This is a genomic window from Streptomyces sp. NPDC047017 (genome assembly GCF_040644175.1).
GTDB lineage: Bacteria > Actinomycetota > Actinomycetes > Streptomycetales > Streptomycetaceae > Streptomyces.
Window position 1 is genome coordinate 114,278 of sequence record NZ_JBEYVW010000022.1, and the last position, 17,232, is coordinate 131,509.

Genomic DNA, 17,232 nt, shown 5'->3' on the forward strand with positions numbered 1-17,232 from the left:
CCCCCTCGCTGCTTGTCTCGCGCGGCCCCTGCGGCCCCGCGAATCCCGCGTACGTGAAGAGCCGGCCACGGGCCGCCATATGGGCGGCCGACAGAAACCGGCCAAACGCGCTCGACAAACGGAACCGGCCATGAACTCGGCGCCGTCGGTGTGCGCGGGAATCACGGTGCAACGAAGCGGAAAATGATGTGGATCTTGGTCGAAATCTGTGGACAACTCGGCGCAAGTGAAAATGACCGTCACCCAAACCGGTGACCCCTTGTGCCCGATCCCCCGCGTCTTCCACAGCGCAGCACGACGACTACGCGCGGTGACGAATCATGGTGGTGGCGGCGAAGGCCGGGCGGCGCGACCGAGGCGTTCGGGCGGCCCGCCGACGACAGAGGAAGGAGCGAAAATGCGTCCGGACATGCGACGACCCCCGCCGGGGGGGAGAGCGGGGGTCGTCTCCACGGCCGACTCGGGGGGGGAGGAGTCGGGCCGGGTTAGCACGGTCGCGAACGATCCGTGACTTCCATGGTGTACCCGAGAGCCCTCTCAGGCAAACCCACACGCCCACCTTACGCCGAATGGGCTGCCCCTATGCTCGGGGTCGTGGATAACCACTCCTTGCCCCGCACAGCGGCGTTCTTTGATCTGGACAAGACGGTCATTGCGAAGTCGAGCACGCTCACCTTCAGCAAGTCGTTCTACCAAGGCGGACTGATCAACCGCAGGGCCGTCCTGCGTACCGCCTATGCCCAGTTCGTGTTCCTCGCCGGTGGTGCGGACCACGATCAGATGGAGCGCATGCGCGAGTACCTGTCCGCGCTGTGCCGCGGATGGAACGTGCGACAGGTCAAGGAGATCGTCGCCGAGACCCTGCACGACCTGATCGACCCGATCATCTACGACGAGGCCGCCTCCCTCATCGAGGAGCACCACAGCGCCGGACGCGATGTGGTCATCGTGTCGACGTCCGGTGCGGAGGTGGTCGAGCCCATCGGTGAACTGCTCGGCGCGGACCGCGTGGTGGCCACCCGCATGGTGGTGGGCGAGGACGGCTGCTTCACCGGCGAGGTCGAGTACTACGCCTACGGACCGACCAAGGCGGACGCGGTCCGCGAGCTGGCCGCGTCCGAGGGGTACGACCTGGCCCGGTGCTACGCCTACAGCGACTCGGTCACCGACGTGCCGATGCTGGAGGCGGTGGGCAACCCGCACGCGGTCAATCCGGACCGGTCGCTGCGCAAGGAGGCGGTGGCGCGCGGATGGCCGATTCTGGACTTCCACCGCCCCGTGCGACTCAAGCAGCGGCTGCCCACGTTCTCCGTACCGCCGCGTCCGGCCCTGGTCGCGGCGGCCGCCGTAGGAGCCGCGGCCGCCACCGCGGGGCTCGTCTGGTACGCGAGCCGGCGCCGGGGCACGCTCGGCTGACAGGCCCCGTTTCCGGGCGGGAATTCCCTTCCGGTCACCGGCGTCCGATTACGTACCGTTCGGGCCTGAAAGTAAAGAAGTGCGGCCGGGGGTTCCGCTTGTCACACGGGTGCAGTACAAAGGACTCAACGGCCCGCGAGACCTTGAGGACACCCGAAAGGGTCACCTCACCTACGCATCCGGCCCCACGGACCGAGCATGGACACCGGGCACCCACGCGACGTCGACCCGTCGATTACGGGCCAGCCGCACCAGGTGACGGGCAAAGATCCCGGCCTGATGGGCGACATATCGAGGACGCTTGGTAACCCGGTGCTCATGCCAGCGGCGGTACGAGGACTCGTACCGCCGCAACTCTGTGTCCGCACCCCTGCGCCCGCACACTCCGTGTCCGCTACGCCGCGCCGCGCTGCAGCGCCTCGCACACCGCCGTCGACTCGCGCGCACCCAGCCCGACCGCCCCGGCGCAGTGCGCGATCCAGGCCGCCATGCCCTCCGGGGTGCCGGAGACATAGCCGTCGAGGGCGGCCAGGTAGGCGGCCCGGCCCAGTTCGGCGTGTCCCACCTCGGCCGGGCAGACCGACTTCGGGTCCAGGCCGCTGCCGACCAGGACGACACGCTCGGCCGCCCGCGCGATCAGGCCGTTGTGGGAGACGAACGGGCGCAGCGCCAGGATCTCTCCGTGCACGACGGCCGCCGTCACCAGGGCCGGGGCTGCACTGCCCATGATGATCAGCTCGGCCAGCCCCTCCAGCCGGCCGGACACCTCGGCCGCGCTCGGCAGTGCCAGTTCGATCAGCGGCTCGTCGACGCCCTCGCCCTCCTGACGCGGCCGTCCGACCGAGTCCTCCGTGCCGGCGGCGGCCACCAGATGCAGCCGGGCCAGCACTCTGAGGGGCGACTGCCGCCAGACGGACAGCAACTGCCCGGCCTCGGCCGTCAGCCGCAGCGCGGCCCCCAGTACGCGCGCCTCGTCGTCGCCGCTGAAGTCGGTGCGCCGGCGCACCTCCTCAAGGGCCCAGTCCGCCCCCGACAGCGCCCCGGAGCCGCGCGCGCCACGCAGCGCCGCCTCGGAGGTGACCGCGTTGCTCCGGCGCCGCATGATCCGGTGACCGTAGACCCGGTCCACGGCCTTGCGCACGGACTCGACGGACTCGGCCACCCCGGGCAGGGTGCCCAGCGTCGCGAGCGGATCAGCGGTCGCGCCTGTCGTACTCATGAGTACGACCCTACGCACCCGGGCGGCCCCCTCCTCGAAGGAGTGGTCTTCTTCACGCAGGCTGCCACGTACAGCTATTCCCCTACTACGCTTCGTGAACATGAAAATTGCTTTCGTCGGGAAGGGCGGCAGCGGCAAGACCACCCTGTCCTCCCTGTTCATCCGGCACCTCGCGGCGACCGGGGCGCCCGTCGTCGCGGTCGACGCCGACATCAACCAGCACCTGGGAGCCGCGCTCGGCCTGGAGGAGGCCCAGGCGGCGGCGCTGCCCGCCATGGGCGACCGGCTGCCGCTGATCAAGGACTACCTGCGCGGCAGCAACCCGCGCATCGCCTCCGCCGAGACGATGATCAAGACGACGCCGCCCGGCGAGGGCTCGCGCCTGGTGCGCGTCGCCGAGAACAACCCGCTCTACGACGCCTGCGCGCGACCGGTGGAACTCGACGGCGGCTCCGTCCGTTTGATGGTCACCGGTCCCTTCACGGACGCCGACCTGGGGGTCGCCTGCTACCACTCCAAGACCGGAGCGGTGGAGCTGTACCTGAACCACCTGGTGGACAGCCGGGACGAGTACGTCGTGGTCGACATGACGGCGGGCTCGGACTCCTTCGCCTCCGGCATGTTCACCCGCTTCGACATCACGTTCCTCGTCGCCGAGCCGACCCGGAAGGGGGTCTCCGTCTACCGCCAGTACAAGGAGTACGCCCGTGACTTCGGCGTGGTCCTCAGAGTCGTCGGCAACAAGGTGCAGGGCCAGGACGACCTCGACTTCCTCCGCGCCGAGGTCGGGGAAGACCTGCTGGTGACCGTCGGGCACTCGGACTGGGTGCGCGCCATGGAGAAGGGCCGGCCGCCCCGGTTCGAGTTCCTGGCGGACGCCGACCGCCGCGCCCTGCGCCTGCTCCAGGTCGCCGCGGACGCCACGTACGAGCTGCGCGACTGGGAGCGCTACACCCGGCAGATGGCGCACTTCCACCTCAAGAACGCCGTCTCGTGGGGCAACGAGCGCACCGGAGCCGACCTGGCGGCCCAGGTCGACCCCGGCTTCGTCCTCGGCGAGGGCGTCACCGCCTCCGCCTGACGGGCGCTACGGCTTGGGCGCCCCGGGCACTCCCTTGGGCGCCGGAGCCGGGCGGGCCGACAGGAAGGACGCCCAGCCCTGCTTGGGGGCCTCGCCGACCGTCAGGCCGCGCAGCTTGGCGAGGGTCTGCGGGTCCTGGGCGTCCAGCCAGTCCGTCAGCTGGTGGAAGGAGACGCAGCGCACCTCGGGCTTGTTGCACACCTCCTTCACGACATCCTCGACGGCGCGCATGTAGGTGCCGCCGTTCCATGACTCGAAGTGGTTGCCGATGACCAGCGGCGCGCGGTTCCCGTCGTAGGCGCGGTAGAAGCCCTTGAGGAGGCCGTCGCGCATCTGGTCGCCCCAGTAGTCGAACTTGTCGGGGTCGCCCTGGGTCTGCGTGCCCGACTGGTTGACCATGAAGTTGTAGTCCATGGTCAGCTGCTCGAAGGTGTGCCCGGGGAACGGCACGAGCTGCATGGACAGGTCCCACAGGCCGTCCCGCTTCTTGGGCCACACCTGGTTGTTGACGCCGCTGCTGTCGTAGCGGAAGCCCATCTGGCTCGCCGCCTTCATGAAGTTCTTCTGGCCCTCCAGGCAGGGGGTGCGGCCGCCGATGAGTTCCTTGTCGTAGTCGAAGGGCAGCGAGGCCACGTTCTTCAGGCCGCTGTTGCTCTTCCAGGTCTTCACGAACTGCTTGGCCTGGTCGATCTCGCTCTTCCACTCGTCGACCGACCACTGGCCGACCCCGCCCTGGGGGCCGCAGAAGTGCCCGTTGAAGTGGGTGCCGATCTCGTTGCCCTCCAGCCACGCCAGACGTGCCTGCTCGGCGGTGGCGGCGATGCCCTGGTCGTCGTTGAAGCCGATCTCCGAACTGCCCGGCGCGTGCTGCGGGGGCCGGTACAGGTCGCGCTTCCCCTCCGGCAGCATGTACACGCCGCTGAGGAAGAAGGTCATGTTCGCGTGGTTGTCCTTGGCCACCTTGCGGAAGTGCGAGAACAACTTCTGGCTGTCCTCGCCGGCGCCGTCCCAGGAGAACACGACGAACTGTGGCGGCTTCTCACCGGCCTTCAGCCGTTCCGGCTTGGGCAGGTGCGGCTGGGCTCCGGTGTACGCGGTCGACCCGTCGCCGATCAGACGGACGACGCTCCCCGGCGCTTGCGCTGCCTTCGGCGCACCGTGCGCGCCCTGCTTGGGTGCGTCGGGTCCGCTCGCGCAACCGGCGAGCGACGAGGCGCAGGCCACGGTGGCGACGACGCCCATGGCGATCCTCTGGGTGGCGGCCATGTTCCGCCCACCTTCTTCCTTCTCTCGTCCAACGCCGAGACGGCGTGTGCTGGCGCTGTGCCGGACGTGCCGACAGCGCCGTCAAGGTCGCACGGGGCTGAGAAGGAATTAATACGACAAGCCGATAAAAAGTTCACTTCACCCGTGAAGGTGAATGCATACCCCATTCGCACAGAAAACCTATGCAAGGACTTTACGTTGCATTACTTTTGCTTTACCCGGCTTTGGTTCGGCCGTTCCCGAGGAAGGGTGAGACATGTCAGCCTGCGTTCCCCTCCGCACCAGCAACTCCTCGCCGTCCCACCGCTCCCACCCACCGCACAGCCCGCCTCCGCGCCGGCGGCGCCGCTTCCCGGTGGCGGGCGCCGATCTGTCGGCCGCCGTCGCGGTCTTCCTGATCGCCCTGCCGCTGTCCCTCGGCATCGCGCTGGCCACCGGCGCCCCGCTCCGCGCCGGCCTGATGGCCGCCGCCGTGGGCGGCCTCGTCGCCGGCCGGCTCGGCGGCTCCCCCCTCCAGGTCAGCGGGCCTGCCGCCGGGCTCACCGTCGTCACCGCCGACCTGATCCATCGCTACGGATGGCGCACGACCTGTGCCATCACCGTCCTCGCCGGTCTGACCCAACTCCTCCTGGGCTGCCTGCGCGTGGCCCGTGGCGCGCTCGCTGTCAGCCCCGCCGTCGTGCACGGCATGCTCGCCGGCATCGGCGTCACCATCGCCGTCGCTCAGGTCCACATCGTCCTCGGCGGCAGCCCGCAGAGTTCCGTCCTCGCCAACCTCGGTGCGCTGCCTGCTCAGTTGGCCCGCCTGGACCCGGCCTCCGTCGCCGTCAGCGCGCTGACCCTGGCCCTGCTGCTCCTCTGGCCGCGGCTTCCCGGCCGGGCCGGACTCCGGCTGCGCAGAGTGCCGGCCGCGCTCGTCGCCGTGGCCGGGGCCACCGCCACCGCCTCCCTGACCGGGCTGGTGCTGCCCAGGGTCGACCTGCCGAGCTGGCGCAGCCACGCCCTCGCCGGACTGCCCGACGGACCGGTGCTCGGCATCGCCGCGGCCGTGCTCAGCACGACGCTGGTGTGCAGTGTGCAGTCGCTGCTCGGCGCCGTCGCCGTGGACAAGCTGGCGGGCGGCCGCCCTGGACCGGCCGCCCGCCTCGGCCGCTCGGACCTGGACCGCGAGCTGCTCGGCCAGGGAGCCGCCAACGTGGTTTCCGGCGCACTCGGCGGGCTGCCCGTCGCGGGGGTGGCCGTACGGAGTTCGGCGAACGTGCGGGCGGGTGCCGTCAGCCGGAACTCCACGATGCTGCACGGCGTTCTCGTGGTGGCCGCCGCGCTGCTGATGGTCCCCGTCCTGGAGCTGGTCCCGCTCGCCGCGCTCGCCGCCCTGGTCATGGCCGTCGGCATCCAGATGGTGTCCCTGCACCACATCCGCACGGTGACCCGCCACCGAGAAGCGGCGGTGTACGCCGTCACCACTCTCGGCGTAGTCGTCCTCGGGGTCCTCCAGGGCGTGGGCCTCGGGGTCGCCGTGGCCGTCGCCGTCGCCCTGCGCCGCCTCACCCGCACCCGGATCACCCACGAAGAGCGGGACGGGGTCCATCATGTGCGGGTGCGCGGGCAGTTGACCTTCCTCGCGGTGCCGCGCCTCAGCCGGGTCCTGCACCTCGTGCCCCACGGAGACGAAGCGGTCGTCGAACTGGACGGCTCCTTCATGGACCACGCGGCGTACGAGACGCTGCAGGACTGGCAGCGGACGCACACCGCGCGGGGCGGTTCCGTCCGGCTCACCGCGGGCCGCACCGGCGTACGCCTCGCCGAGCCCACCGGCCCGTCCGGAGCGGAATGCCGCTGCCGCCCCTGGACACCCTGGCGCAACCACCAGTGCGGGTCGGGACCATGGCAGGCGCCGAACGAAGGGACGAGGGCGGGGGCGGCCACGGACACAGGGACCGACACGGGCACGGGCACGGACGCAGGCCGAGGTACGTACTCCGGCGCACATACCAAGCCCGGAACAGGAGTAGGAGTAGGAGCAGCAGCGGCGACGGGTGCGGACGCGCAGACGCCCACGGGCCTCGGCGCGGCCCTGGGACCAGGCCCCGGCAGGGCGCGGCTGGCGCGCGGGATCAGCGCGTTCCAGCGGACCACCGCACCGCATGTGCGCGACGAGCTGGCGCGGCTGGCTCGGGAGGGACAGCAACCGTCGCAGCTCTTCCTCGCGTGCGCCGACTCCCGGCTGATCACGTCGATGATCACCTCCAGTGGCCCCGGCGACCTCTTCGTCGTGCGCAACGTGGGCAACCTCGTGCCGCTCCCCGGGGCGAACGGCGGCGACGCCTCGGTGGCGGCCGGGATCGAATACGCGGTGGACGTGCTCGGGGTGCGTTCCATCACGGTGTGCGGTCACTCCGGCTGCGGGGCGATGCAGGCGCTGCTGAACACGGGCACCAGCCAAGGCACCGGCGCGAGCACCGCCCCTGACAACAGCACCACCGCTGGCTCCTGCTCCGGCTCCGGCGCCGACACCGGCCCCGGACACGCCAGAACCCCCCTCGGCCGCTGGCTGCGGCACGGGATGCCCAGTCTGGAGAGGATGGCCGGCTCCGGCCGACCCGGGTCCGGGCCCGGGCTGTCCGGGCGCGCACCCGCCGACGCGGTCGAGGAGCTGTGCCTGGCCAATGTCATCCAGCAGCTGGACCACCTGCGCGCTCACGACTCGGTGGCCCGGGCGCTGCGGAGGGACGCGCTGGAGTTGCACGGGATGTACTTCCACATGGCCGAGGCGCAGGCGTATCTCCTCACAGGAGAGCCCGGTGGGGAGGTGTTCGCGCCCGTGGAGGCCGTGGAGGCCGGGGTGGAGCCGCGCGTCCGGACGTGACCGGTGACACACGCCGACACGCGCCCCGACCGCATGGCCGGTCCCGTTCCCGGGGGCCATGCTGAATCCGGAAGGCGCGCCGCCCCCGGGAACGGCCGACCGGCCATCGTCCACCGACCGCCTTCCACCTCGCACGCTCCACCGCCGGAGCTGTGCGAACGCTTCACAACAGGTCTAAACCAATTACCGGTCGGCCCTTGTCATCGGACCCCCGGGTCTGATGAGCTGTGGCCTGGGACACAACGGACACCCTGGGAAAGGGAGATGTCGTGAGCAACGAAAGCCTGGCCAACCTCTTGAAGGAGGAGCGACGCTTCGCGCCGCCCGCTGACCTGGCCGCCAACGCCAACGTCACGGCAGAGGCGTACGAACAGGCCAAGGCTGACAGGCTCGGCTTCTGGGCCGAGCAGGCCCGCAGGCTGACCTGGGCCAAGGAGCCGACCGAGACCCTGGACTGGTCGAATCCGCCGTTCGCCAAGTGGTTCAAGGACGGCACGCTCAATGTGGCGTACAACTGCGTGGACCGGCATGTGGAGGCCGGCAACGGCGACCGGGTCGCCATCCACTTCGAAGGCGAGCCGGGCGACAGCCGGGCCATCACCTACGCCGAGCTGAAGGACGAGGTCTCCCGGGCCGCGAACGCCCTCACCGAGCTGGGCGTCCAGAAGGGCGACCGGGTCGCGATCTACATGCCGATGATCCCGGAGACGGCGGTCGCGATGCTGGCCTGCGCCCGCATCGGCGCGGCGCACTCGGTCGTCTTCGGCGGCTTCTCGGCGGACGCGCTCGCCACCCGTATCCAGGACGCCGACGCCAAGGTCGTGATCACGGCCGACGGCGGCTACCGGCGCGGCAAGCCGTCCGCGCTCAAGCCGGCCGTCGACGAGGCGGTCGGCCGCGTGGACGGCGTCCGCAACGTCCTCGTGGTCCGGCGCACCGGCCAGGACGTCGCCTGGGACGACAGCCGCGACCTGTGGTGGCACGAGGTCGTCGGCGGGCAGTCGGCGGAGCACACCCCGGAGGCGTTCGAGGCCGAGCACCCGCTGTTCATCCTCTACACCTCGGGCACCACGGGCAGGCCCAAGGGCATCCTGCACACCTCCGGCGGCTACCTCACGCAGGCCGCGTACACGCACTGGGCCGTCTTCGACCTCAAGCCGGAGACGGACGTGTACTGGTGCACGGCCGACGTCGGCTGGGTCACCGGTCACTCGTACATCGTGTACGGCCCGCTGGCCAACGGCGGTACGCAGGTGATGTACGAGGGCACGCCCGACACCCCGCACCAGGGCCGGTTCTGGGAGATCGTCCAGAAGTACAAGGTGTCCATCCTGTACACGGCGCCGACCGCGATCCGGACGTTCATGAAGTGGGGCGACGACATCCCCGCGAAGTTCGACCTGTCCTCCCTGCGCGTGCTCGGCTCGGTGGGCGAGCCGATCAACCCGGAGGCGTGGATCTGGTACCGCAAGAACATCGGCGGGGACCGGACCCCGGTCGTCGACACCTGGTGGCAGACGGAGACCGGCGCCATGATGATCTCCCCGCTGCCGGGCGTGACCGAGGCCAAGCCGGGCTCGGCGCAGCGCCCGCTGCCCGGCATCAGCGCGACCGTCGTGGACGACGAGGCCAACGAGGTGCCCGACGGCGGCGGTGGCTACCTGGTGCTCACCGAGCCGTGGCCGTCGATGCTGCGCACCATCTGGGGCGACGACCAGCGCTTCCTGGACACCTACTGGTCCCGCTTCGAGGGCCGGTACTTCGCCGGTGACGGCGCGAAGAAGGACGACGACGGCGACATCTGGCTGCTCGGCCGCGTGGACGACGTGATGCTGGTCTCCGGCCACAACATCTCCACCACCGAGGTCGAGTCCGCGCTCGTCGCCCACCCCTCGGTCGCCGAGGCGGCGGTGGTCGGCGCGGCGGACGAGACGACCGGGCAGGCGATCGTGGCCTTCGTGATCCTGCGCGGTTCGGCCGCGGAGAGCGAGGGGCTGGTCGACGAGCTGCGCAACCACGTCGGCAGCACGCTCGGGCCGATCGCGAAGCCCAAGCGGGTCCTGCCGGTCGCGGAGCTGCCGAAGACCCGTTCCGGGAAGATCATGCGCCGCCTGCTGCGCGACGTGGCGGAGAACCGGCAGCTCGGAGACGTCACGACCCTGACGGACTCCGCGGTCATGGACCTCATCCAGTCCCAGCTCCCCTCGGCGCCCAGCGAGGACTGAGCGCGCGTCCCGCGGACCGCTTCGCGCATGGAGCGCGAGCGGAAGGGGCACCCGGCGGCAGATACACGCCGCCGGGTGCCCCTTCCCGCATCCGCGCGCACACCACAACCCGCATCACTCATCACCTCCCCCACCGCTCACCACGTCTCGTATCGCACATCACCTCCCCCACCGCACACCACAACCCGCACCACCCATCACCTCCCCCACCGCAGACCGCGTCCTACGCGCCCGCACCACTCCCCCCGCACACCGCGTCCCACCCGCACCCACCACTCCCGCCGCACTTTGGGTACAGTCAAGAGAGCGTCAACGACGCGACAAGATCCTCAATCAGGTGCGCCGGGAAGTCTGGTCGGCATGTGCTCAGCGCTGCCCACCGACCGGAGGTTCCCGTGGCCACCCCCCGCACCAGCACCGCCCGTAAAGTCCTTGGACGCCTGTCCCTGCCCGAGCGGACCTTCGTGGCGGACGCCCTGCGCACCGAGACCGTCGGGGGCATGCTGTTGCTGTTCGCCGCGATCGCCGCGCTGGTGTGGGCGAACGTCCCGGCCCTGCGCGCGAGCTACGAGAGCGTCGGCCACTTCCCCCTCGGCCCCGCCGCCCTCGGCCTGCACCTGTCCGTCGCGCACTGGGCCGCCGACGGGCTGCTCGCGGTCTTCTTCTTCGTCGCGGGTATCGAACTCAAGCGTGAGCTGGTCGCGGGCGACCTGCGCGACGCCCGGGCGGCCGCGCTGCCGGTGGTCGCGGCGCTGTGCGGCATGGCGGCCCCGGCGGCCGTCTACGCCCTCACCAACCTCGCCGGCGGCGGCTCGCTGGGCGGCTGGGCGGTGCCGACCGCCACCGACATCGCGTTCGCGCTGGCCGTGCTGGCGGTCATCGGCACCTCGCTGCCCAGTGCCCTGCGCGCCTTCCTGCTCACCCTGGCCGTCGTCGACGACCTGTGCGCGATCCTGATCATCGCAATCTTCTTCACCGACCGGCTGGACTTCGCCGCCCTCGGCGGGGCCTTCGTGGGCCTGGCCGTCTTCTGGGTGCTGCTGCGCAAGGGCGTGCGCGGCTGGTACGTGTACGTGCCGCTCGCGCTGGTCGTGTGGGGGCTGATGTACAACAGCGGCGTGCACGCCACCATCGCGGGCGTCGCGATGGGCCTGATGCTGCGCTGCACCACCCGCGAGGGCGAGGAGCGTTCTCCCGGCGAGCACATCGAGCATCTCGTACGGCCGCTGTCGGCGGGTCTGGCGGTTCCGCTGTTCGCGCTGTTCAGCGCGGGGGTGTCCGTCTCCGGCGGGGCGCTGGCGGACGTGTTCACCCGGCCCGAGACGCTCGGCGTCGTCCTCGCCCTGGTCGTCGGCAAGACGGTCGGCATCTTCGGCGGGACCTGGCTCACCGCCCGCTTCACCAGGGCCTCGCTCAGCGACGAACTGGCCTGGCCGGACGTGTTCGCGCTCGCCACGCTCGCCGGGATCGGCTTCACCGTCTCGCTGCTCATCGGCGAACTCGCCTTCACCGGCGACGCGGCGCTGACGGACGAGGTCAAGGCCGCCGTCCTCACCGGCTCCGTGATCGCGGCGGCGCTCGCGACGGTCCTGCTCCGGATGCGCAACGCCCGCTACCGCCGGCTGTGCGAGGCCGAGGACCGCGACGACGACCTCGACGGCGTCCCGGACGTGTACGCGCAGGACGACCCCGCCTACCACCTGCGCATGGCCGCGATCCTCGAACGCAAGGCCGCCGAGCACCGCCGGCTCGCCGAGGAGAAGGCGAAGGAGCAGGCGGCGGAGAAGGCGGCCGAACGGGCACAGCGGCTTGCCGAAGTGCCGGGCGGGGCAGGCGAGCAGAACGACAGTCCGGCATGATCTGACGGGACGGTACAAAAAGCTGGACCGTACTGGATCGCAGAGTCAGGCAGAAGAGCAGAAAAGGGAGACCCGCGATGAGCGCACCCGACGGCAGCCCGGTCGGCGCCGAACGCAGCATCGGCCAGCTGTTCGCCTCGGCCACGGCGGAGATGTCGGCGCTGGTGCACGACGAGATCGCGTTGGCCAAGGCCCAGCTGAAGCAGGACGTCAAGCGCGGCGCGGTCAGCGGCGGCGCGTTCTCGGTGGCCGGCGCCATCCTGCTGTTCTCGCTCCCGATGCTCAACTTCGCCCTGGCGTACGGCATCCGCACCTGGAGCGGCTGGAACCTCGGCTGGTGCTTCCTGCTGTCCTTCGCGGCCAATGTGCTGATCGCCGTCCTCCTCGGGCTGCTCGGCACCGTCTTCGCGAAGAAGGCCAAGAAGGGCAAGGGCCCCCAGAAAGTGGCCGCCTCGATGAAGCAGACGGCCGGTGTGCTCCAGAACGCCAAGCCGCACCCGCGTCCGCAGACCCCCGTGCTGGAGGACCGGGCACCGCAGGCCATCGAGGCTGTGGCACGCTCGTCCTCATGACGGACCCCGCCACTCCCTCGGCGCAATCGACCTCGGTCGTACGGATCGACGTGCCCGGCGACCGGAAGGTGACGCACCGGGACGTCGCCGCCAACGGCGCCCGCTTCCACATCGCCGAGCTGGGCGAGGGGCCGCTGGTGCTGCTGCTGCACGGCTTCCCGCAGTTCTGGTGGACCTGGCGGCACCAGCTGACCGCCCTCGCGGACGCCGGCTTCCGGGCCGTGGCGATGGACCTGCGGGGCGTGGGCGGCAGCGACCGCACACCGCGCGGCTACGACCCGGCGGGCCTGGCCCTCGACGTCACCGGCGTGATCCGTTCGCTGGGCGAGCCGGACGCGGCCCTGGTCGGCCACGACCTCGGCGGCTACCTGGCGTGGACGGCGGCGGCGATGCGCCCCAAGCTGGTGCGGCGCCTGGCCGTGGCCTCCATGCCGCACCCGCGGCGCTGGCGCTCGGCGATGCTCTCGGACGTCCGGCAGACCGCCGCGAGTTCCTACATCTGGGGGTTCCAGCGGCCCTGGGTCCCCGAACGGCAGCTCACCGCGGACGACGGCGCGCTGGTGGCCCGGCTGGTACGGGACTGGTCGGGGCCGCGGCTGCCGGACGACGAGGCGGTGGAGACGTACCGCAGGGCCATGTGCATCCCGTCGACGGCGCACTGCTCGGTCGAGCCGTACCGCTGGCTGGTGCGCTCGCTGGCCCGCCCGGACGGCATCCAGTTCTACCGTCGGATGAAACGTCCGGTGCTCGTGCCCACGCTGCATCTGCACGGCTCCCTCGACCCCGTGCAGCGCACCCGCAGCGCCGCCGGTTCCGGTGAGTACGTGGAGGCCCCGTACCGCTGGCGGCTGTTCGACGGGCTGGGGCACTTCCCGCACGAGGAGGACCCGGCGGCGTTCTCCACCGAGCTGATCAACTGGCTGAAGGACCCCGAGCCGGACCGCTGACGGCGGCGCCCGGTGACCGGTCCGGTGACGTGGCGGTCCGGTGATGTGGGCGGTCCGCCCGGTATCCGGACGTGAACAGCTGTTCTCCGAACGGCCAATTGCCCGGCGCATAAGCCAATTCGCGCACCCCTGGGAGGTTATGGACCTTGGGGCGGGGGCAGACGTCGGGGTATGGGCTGGACGCACGACTACAGTGACGTAGCACGCACCCGCCGTTCGGCGAGCGGACCGGGATCCCTGCACGGGGATGCCCGGCAACTGACGGACGCCGACCCGCGGGTGGGCATTCCCCTCATTCTGCGCCGCCGGGCCCGCTGGGTCTCGGTACGGCTGCGCCACCCGCGCACCTGATCCGCCGCCGGCCCCGCCGCGGCGCTACATCGCGCAGTTGTCGCTGTCCACCTGCTGGGTGGCGGTGCGGCCCCGGGCGATGTCCTGCTCGATCTCGTCGGCCGTGAGCGCGTAGCCGGTCTCGGCGTCGTCGAGGGACTTGGCGAACACCACGCCGTACACCCGGCCGTCCGTGGTGAGCAGCGGGCCGCCGGAGTTGCCCTGGCGGACGGTCGCGTAGAGCGAGTAGACGTCACGGCGGACGGTGCCGCGGTGGTAGATGTCCGGGCCGCTGGCGGTGATGCGCCCGCGCACGCGCGCGGCGCGCACGTCGTACGAGCCGTTCTCCGGGAAGCCGGCGACGATCGCGCTGTCCCCGCTGTGCGCGTCCGTGCCGGTGAACTGGAGCGCGGGCGCCTTCAGGTCCGGCACGTCGAGCACGGCGATGTCGCGGCGCCAGTCGTACAGGACGACCTTGGCGTCGTACTTCCTGCCCTCGCCGCCTATCTGGACGGTGGGTTCGTCGACGCCGCCGACCACGTGCGCGTTGGTCATGACCCGGCGGTCGCCGAAGACGAAGCCGCTGCCCTCCAGCACCTTGCCGCAGCCGTGCGCGGTGCCCACGACCTTGACGACGGAGCGCTGGGCGCGGGCGGCGACGGCGCTGTTGCGCAGCGCCGGGTCCGGCGGCCGGACGTCGGTGATGGGCTCGTCGGCGAACGGGCTGAACACCTGCGGGAAGCCGTTGCGCGCGAGGACCGAGGTGAAGTCCTTGAACCAGCTGTTGGCCTGCTCGGGCAGGACGTCGGAGACGCCGATGAGCACCCGGGAGCCGCGCACCTCCTTGCGGACGGTCGGTATCGCGGTGGCGGCCAGCAGCGAGGCGATCAGCCAGGCGACGAACAGCAGGGCGGCGACGTTGACCACGGCACCGCCGGTCGCGTCCAGGGCGCGGGCCGGGGACCAGGTGATGTGCACCCGCAGCTTGTTGCCGAGGTGGGTGGTCAGGGCCTGGCCGACCGAGGCACAGATGATCACGACGATGACCGCGACGACGGCCGCGGTGGTGCCGACGGGGGTGTCGTCCGTGACGGCGTCCCAGACCACCGGGAGCGTGTACACGGCGATCAGGCCGCCGCCGAGGAAGCCGAGCACCGACAGGATGCCCACGACGAAGCCCTGGCGGTAACCGATGACCGCGAACCACACGGCGGCGAGCAGCAGCAGGATGTCCAGCACGTTCACTGCGTCGAGCCTCGCCTCATCGTCTTCCGGTCACACAGGTCGGCCGGGGCCCGGCCCGCCACGCGGTCGGGAGCAGGACACGGCGTCCTCGCGGGCTCCCGCCCGAACGGCACGGGTTCACCCTGTCATGACCTCCAGTCGAGCGGGACCTGCTTGCCGCGGTCCCACGGCAACTCCCAGCCCGCGTAGTGCAGCAGACGGTCGATGATGCCCGCGGTGAAGCCCCACACGAGCGCCGATTCGACCAGGAATGCCGGGCCTCGGTGCCCGCTGGGGTGGACCGTCGTCGCGCGGTTGCCCGGGTGCGTGAGATCCGCCACGGGGACCGTGAAGACCCGGGCGGTCTCGGCCGGATCGACGACGTCCACCGGGCTGGGCACACGCCACCAGCCGAGCACGGGGGTGACGACGAAGCCGCTGACCGGGATGTAGAGCCGCGGCAGCACACCGAACAGCTGTACGCCGTCCGGATCGAGCCCGGTCTCCTCCTCGGCCTCGCGCAGCGCGGCCCGCAGCGGGCCCTCGCCCTGCGGGTCGCCGTCCTCGGGGTCGAGCGCCCCGCCGGGGAAGGAGGGCTGACCGGCGTGGGAGCGCAGCGAACTCGCCCGCTCCATGAGCAGCAGCTCGGGGCCGCGCTCGCCCTCGCCGAACAGGACGAGCACGGCGGACTGGCGCCCCGCGCCGTCCTCGGGCGGCAGGAAGCGGCTCAGCTGGACGGGCTGGACCGTCTCGGCCACCCGCACCACCGGGTCCAGCCACTCGGGCAGGCCCTCCGCGCTGAGCGCCACCGGGGCGGCTTGCGCGCCGCGCGCCGTCTGCCGGGCCGTTCCCTGTGCTGCCGCGCTCGCCGTTCCGCGCGCTGTCCCGTGCCCCGTGGCGCTCGCCGTTCCGTGCGTCGTGTCGCTCGCTCTCGTCATCGCCGCCCCTGTTCCCGGCGCCGCCGCCGTTCTGCCGTGTCCAACGCCCGAGGGCTCCGAGATCGTTCCGTCCCGGTCATCCGGCCGCCAGCGGCGGTGCCGGGATGCCGCCCGCGTCGAGGTAGGACTGCGGGGGCTTGAGGCGCTGGCCGGGGAAGCCGCCCTTCTCGTACTTCAGCAGCTTCTTCGCCTTCTCCGGATCGGTCTCGCCCTCGCCGTACGCCGGGCAGAGCGGCGCGATGGGGCAGGCGCCGCAGGCGGGCTTGCGGGCGTGGCAGATGCGGCGGCCGTGGAAGATCACATGGTGCGAGAGCATGGTCCACTCGCTCTTGGGGAAGAGCGCGCCGACGGCCGCCTCGATCTTGCCGGGGTCGGTCTCCTCGGTCCACTGCCAGCGCCGCACCAGCCGCTGGAAGTGCGTGTCCACGGTGATGCCGGGGCGGCCGAAGGCGTTCCCCAGCACCACGAAGGCCGTCTTGCGCCCGACGCCGGGCAGCGTGACGAGGTCCTCCAGGCGGCCCGGCACCTCGCCGCCGAACTCCTCCACCAGCGCCTTGGACAGGCCCATGACCGACTTGGTCTTGGCCCGGAAGAAGCCGCAGGGCCGCAGGATCTCCTCGACCTCCTCGGGGTTGGCGGCGGCCAGGTCCTCCGGGGCCGGGTACTTGGCGAACAGCGCGGGCGTGGTCTGGTTGACCCGCAGGTCGGTGGTCTGCGCGGACAGGACCGTGGCGACCAGCAGCTGGAACGGGTTCTCGAAGTCCAGTTCGGGGTGGGCGTACGGGTACACCTCGGCGAGTTCGCGGTTGATCCGGCGGGCGCGGCGGACCAGGGCCGTGTGCGACTCGCCCTTCGGGGACTTCGCGGCGACCGTCTTCACGGGCGAGGCGTCCGCCACGGCCGCGGCGGCCTTCTGCGGGGCGACGACCGCCTTCTTGGGGGGTACGGCCTTCTTCGCGGGGGCCTTCGCGGCGGCTGCCTTCCCGGCGGTGGTCCTTCCGCCGTTGGTCTTCCCGGCAGTCGCCTTTCCGGCAGTCGCCTTCTTGCCGCCGGCCGCCTTCTTCGCCACTGCCTTCTTCGCCACTGCCTTCTTCGCCACTGCCTTCTTCGCCGGCGTCTTCTCCGCAGGAGCCTTCTCCGCCGCGGTCTTCTTCGCGGGAGCCTTCTTCACAGGTGCCCTTTTCGTCGCTTTTGCCGCTTCACCATCGCCCTCGGGCGCGTGTTCGCCCACGGCGGAATCCTGACGTACAACCACCCGCGCAGCCCCCTCGGCCTGTGCTCTCACC

At 71.3% G+C, this 17,232-nt stretch carries 13 protein-coding genes; 8 read left to right on the plus strand and 5 right to left on the minus strand.

Annotated elements, in window-relative coordinates; translation table 11 throughout:
* The first annotated feature begins 582 nt into the window (after positions 1 to 582).
* The gene (locus tag ABZ858_RS30860) at positions 583 to 1,416 is read left to right on the plus strand and encodes an HAD-IB family hydrolase (protein ID WP_361385921.1); all 834 of its coding nucleotides are present in this window, start codon (positions 583 to 585) and stop codon (positions 1,414 to 1,416) included.
* Positions 1,417 to 1,810: 394 nt separating this feature from the next.
* On the opposite strand, the gene ABZ858_RS30865 is transcribed toward ABZ858_RS30860, so the two are convergent.
* A complete protein-coding gene (locus ABZ858_RS30865) occupies positions 1,811 to 2,635 on the minus strand; it encodes a Fic family protein (RefSeq protein ID WP_361385924.1) in 825 nt (274 codons plus the stop codon).
* A gap of 100 nt (positions 2,636 to 2,735) precedes the next feature.
* Between ABZ858_RS30865 and ABZ858_RS30870 the strand changes: the two genes are divergently transcribed.
* Complete coding sequence (locus ABZ858_RS30870) at positions 2,736 to 3,716, plus strand: ATP-binding protein (protein WP_361385927.1); 981 nt, start codon at positions 2,736 to 2,738, stop codon at positions 3,714 to 3,716.
* A gap of 6 nt (positions 3,717 to 3,722) precedes the next feature.
* On the opposite strand, the gene ABZ858_RS30875 is transcribed toward ABZ858_RS30870, so the two are convergent.
* On the minus strand, positions 3,723 to 4,982 hold the full coding sequence (locus tag ABZ858_RS30875) for a hypothetical protein (RefSeq protein WP_361385930.1): 1,260 nt from the start codon (positions 4,980 to 4,982) through the stop codon (positions 3,723 to 3,725).
* 256 nt (positions 4,983 to 5,238) lie between these two features.
* On the opposite strand from ABZ858_RS30875, the gene ABZ858_RS30880 reads away from it, so the two are divergent.
* The 6 genes from ABZ858_RS30880 to ABZ858_RS30905 all read left to right on the plus strand — a co-directional run bounded on the left by ABZ858_RS30880 (position 5,239) and on the right by ABZ858_RS30905 (position 13,805).
* Positions 5,239 to 7,851, plus strand: a complete 2,613-nt coding sequence (locus ABZ858_RS30880; protein ID WP_361385933.1) for a SulP family inorganic anion transporter — start codon at positions 5,239 to 5,241, stop codon at positions 7,849 to 7,851.
* A 269-nt stretch (positions 7,852 to 8,120) separates the two neighbouring features.
* The gene (gene acs / locus ABZ858_RS30885; RefSeq protein WP_361385936.1) at positions 8,121 to 10,076 is read left to right on the plus strand and encodes an acetate--CoA ligase; all 1,956 of its coding nucleotides are present in this window, start codon (positions 8,121 to 8,123) and stop codon (positions 10,074 to 10,076) included.
* A gap of 395 nt (positions 10,077 to 10,471) precedes the next feature.
* On the plus strand, positions 10,472 to 11,935 hold the full coding sequence (gene nhaA / locus ABZ858_RS30890) for a Na+/H+ antiporter NhaA (protein ID WP_361385939.1): 1,464 nt from the start codon (positions 10,472 to 10,474) through the stop codon (positions 11,933 to 11,935).
* A gap of 77 nt (positions 11,936 to 12,012) precedes the next feature.
* A complete protein-coding gene (locus ABZ858_RS30895) occupies positions 12,013 to 12,507 on the plus strand; it encodes a phage holin family protein (protein ID WP_361385942.1) in 495 nt (164 codons plus the stop codon).
* Positions 12,504 to 13,454: an alpha/beta hydrolase gene (locus ABZ858_RS30900; RefSeq protein WP_361385945.1), complete on the plus strand. Its 951-nt coding sequence runs from the start codon at positions 12,504 to 12,506 to the stop codon at positions 13,452 to 13,454. Before ABZ858_RS30895 ends, ABZ858_RS30900 begins: the two co-directional genes overlap by 4 nt.
* Before the next feature lie 171 nt (positions 13,455 to 13,625).
* Positions 13,626 to 13,805, plus strand: a complete 180-nt coding sequence (locus tag ABZ858_RS30905; RefSeq protein ID WP_361385948.1) for a hypothetical protein — start codon at positions 13,626 to 13,628, stop codon at positions 13,803 to 13,805.
* A 24-nt stretch (positions 13,806 to 13,829) separates the two neighbouring features.
* Here ABZ858_RS30905 and ABZ858_RS30910 read toward each other — a convergent pair whose 3' ends face one another.
* The 3 genes from ABZ858_RS30910 to nth all read right to left on the minus strand — a co-directional run bounded on the left by ABZ858_RS30910 (position 13,830) and on the right by nth (position 17,117).
* Positions 13,830 to 15,029 carry a MarP family serine protease gene (locus tag ABZ858_RS30910; protein ID WP_361385951.1) on the minus strand — a complete coding sequence of 400 codons (1,200 nt, stop codon included), beginning with the start codon at positions 15,027 to 15,029 and terminating at the stop codon, positions 13,830 to 13,832.
* Positions 15,030 to 15,154: 125 nt separating this feature from the next.
* Positions 15,155 to 15,946, minus strand: a complete 792-nt coding sequence (locus ABZ858_RS30915; protein ID WP_361385954.1) for a CoA pyrophosphatase — start codon at positions 15,944 to 15,946, stop codon at positions 15,155 to 15,157.
* Between the two features lie 76 nt (positions 15,947 to 16,022).
* Positions 16,023 to 17,117 (minus strand): endonuclease III, encoded by a 1,095-nt coding sequence (nth, locus tag ABZ858_RS30920; RefSeq protein ID WP_361385957.1) that lies wholly within the window; start codon positions 17,115 to 17,117, stop codon positions 16,023 to 16,025.
* Positions 17,118 to 17,232: the final 115 nt, after the last annotated feature.

Excerpts from the sequence above, each read along its gene's own strand:
- ABZ858_RS30870 (WP_361385927.1), top strand. The coding sequence starts at position 2,736 with ATGAAAATTGCTTTCGTCGGGAAGGGCGGCAGCGGCAAGACCACCCTG.
- ABZ858_RS30880 (WP_361385933.1), top strand. The coding sequence starts at position 5,239 with ATGTCAGCCTGCGTTCCCCTCCGCACCAGCAACTCCTCGCCGTCCCAC.
- ABZ858_RS30895 (WP_361385942.1), top strand. The coding sequence starts at position 12,013 with ATGAGCGCACCCGACGGCAGCCCGGTCGGCGCCGAACGCAGCATCGGC.
- ABZ858_RS30915 (WP_361385954.1), bottom strand. The coding sequence starts at position 15,946 with ATGACGAGAGCGAGCGACACGACGCACGGAACGGCGAGCGCCACGGGG.
- ABZ858_RS30905 (WP_361385948.1), top strand. The coding sequence starts at position 13,626 with ATGGGCTGGACGCACGACTACAGTGACGTAGCACGCACCCGCCGTTCG.
- ABZ858_RS30900 (WP_361385945.1), top strand. The coding sequence starts at position 12,504 with ATGACGGACCCCGCCACTCCCTCGGCGCAATCGACCTCGGTCGTACGG.
- ABZ858_RS30865 (WP_361385924.1), bottom strand. The coding sequence starts at position 2,635 with ATGAGTACGACAGGCGCGACCGCTGATCCGCTCGCGACGCTGGGCACC.
- ABZ858_RS30860 (WP_361385921.1), top strand. The coding sequence starts at position 583 with ATGCTCGGGGTCGTGGATAACCACTCCTTGCCCCGCACAGCGGCGTTC.
- ABZ858_RS30875 (WP_361385930.1), bottom strand. The coding sequence starts at position 4,982 with ATGGCCGCCACCCAGAGGATCGCCATGGGCGTCGTCGCCACCGTGGCC.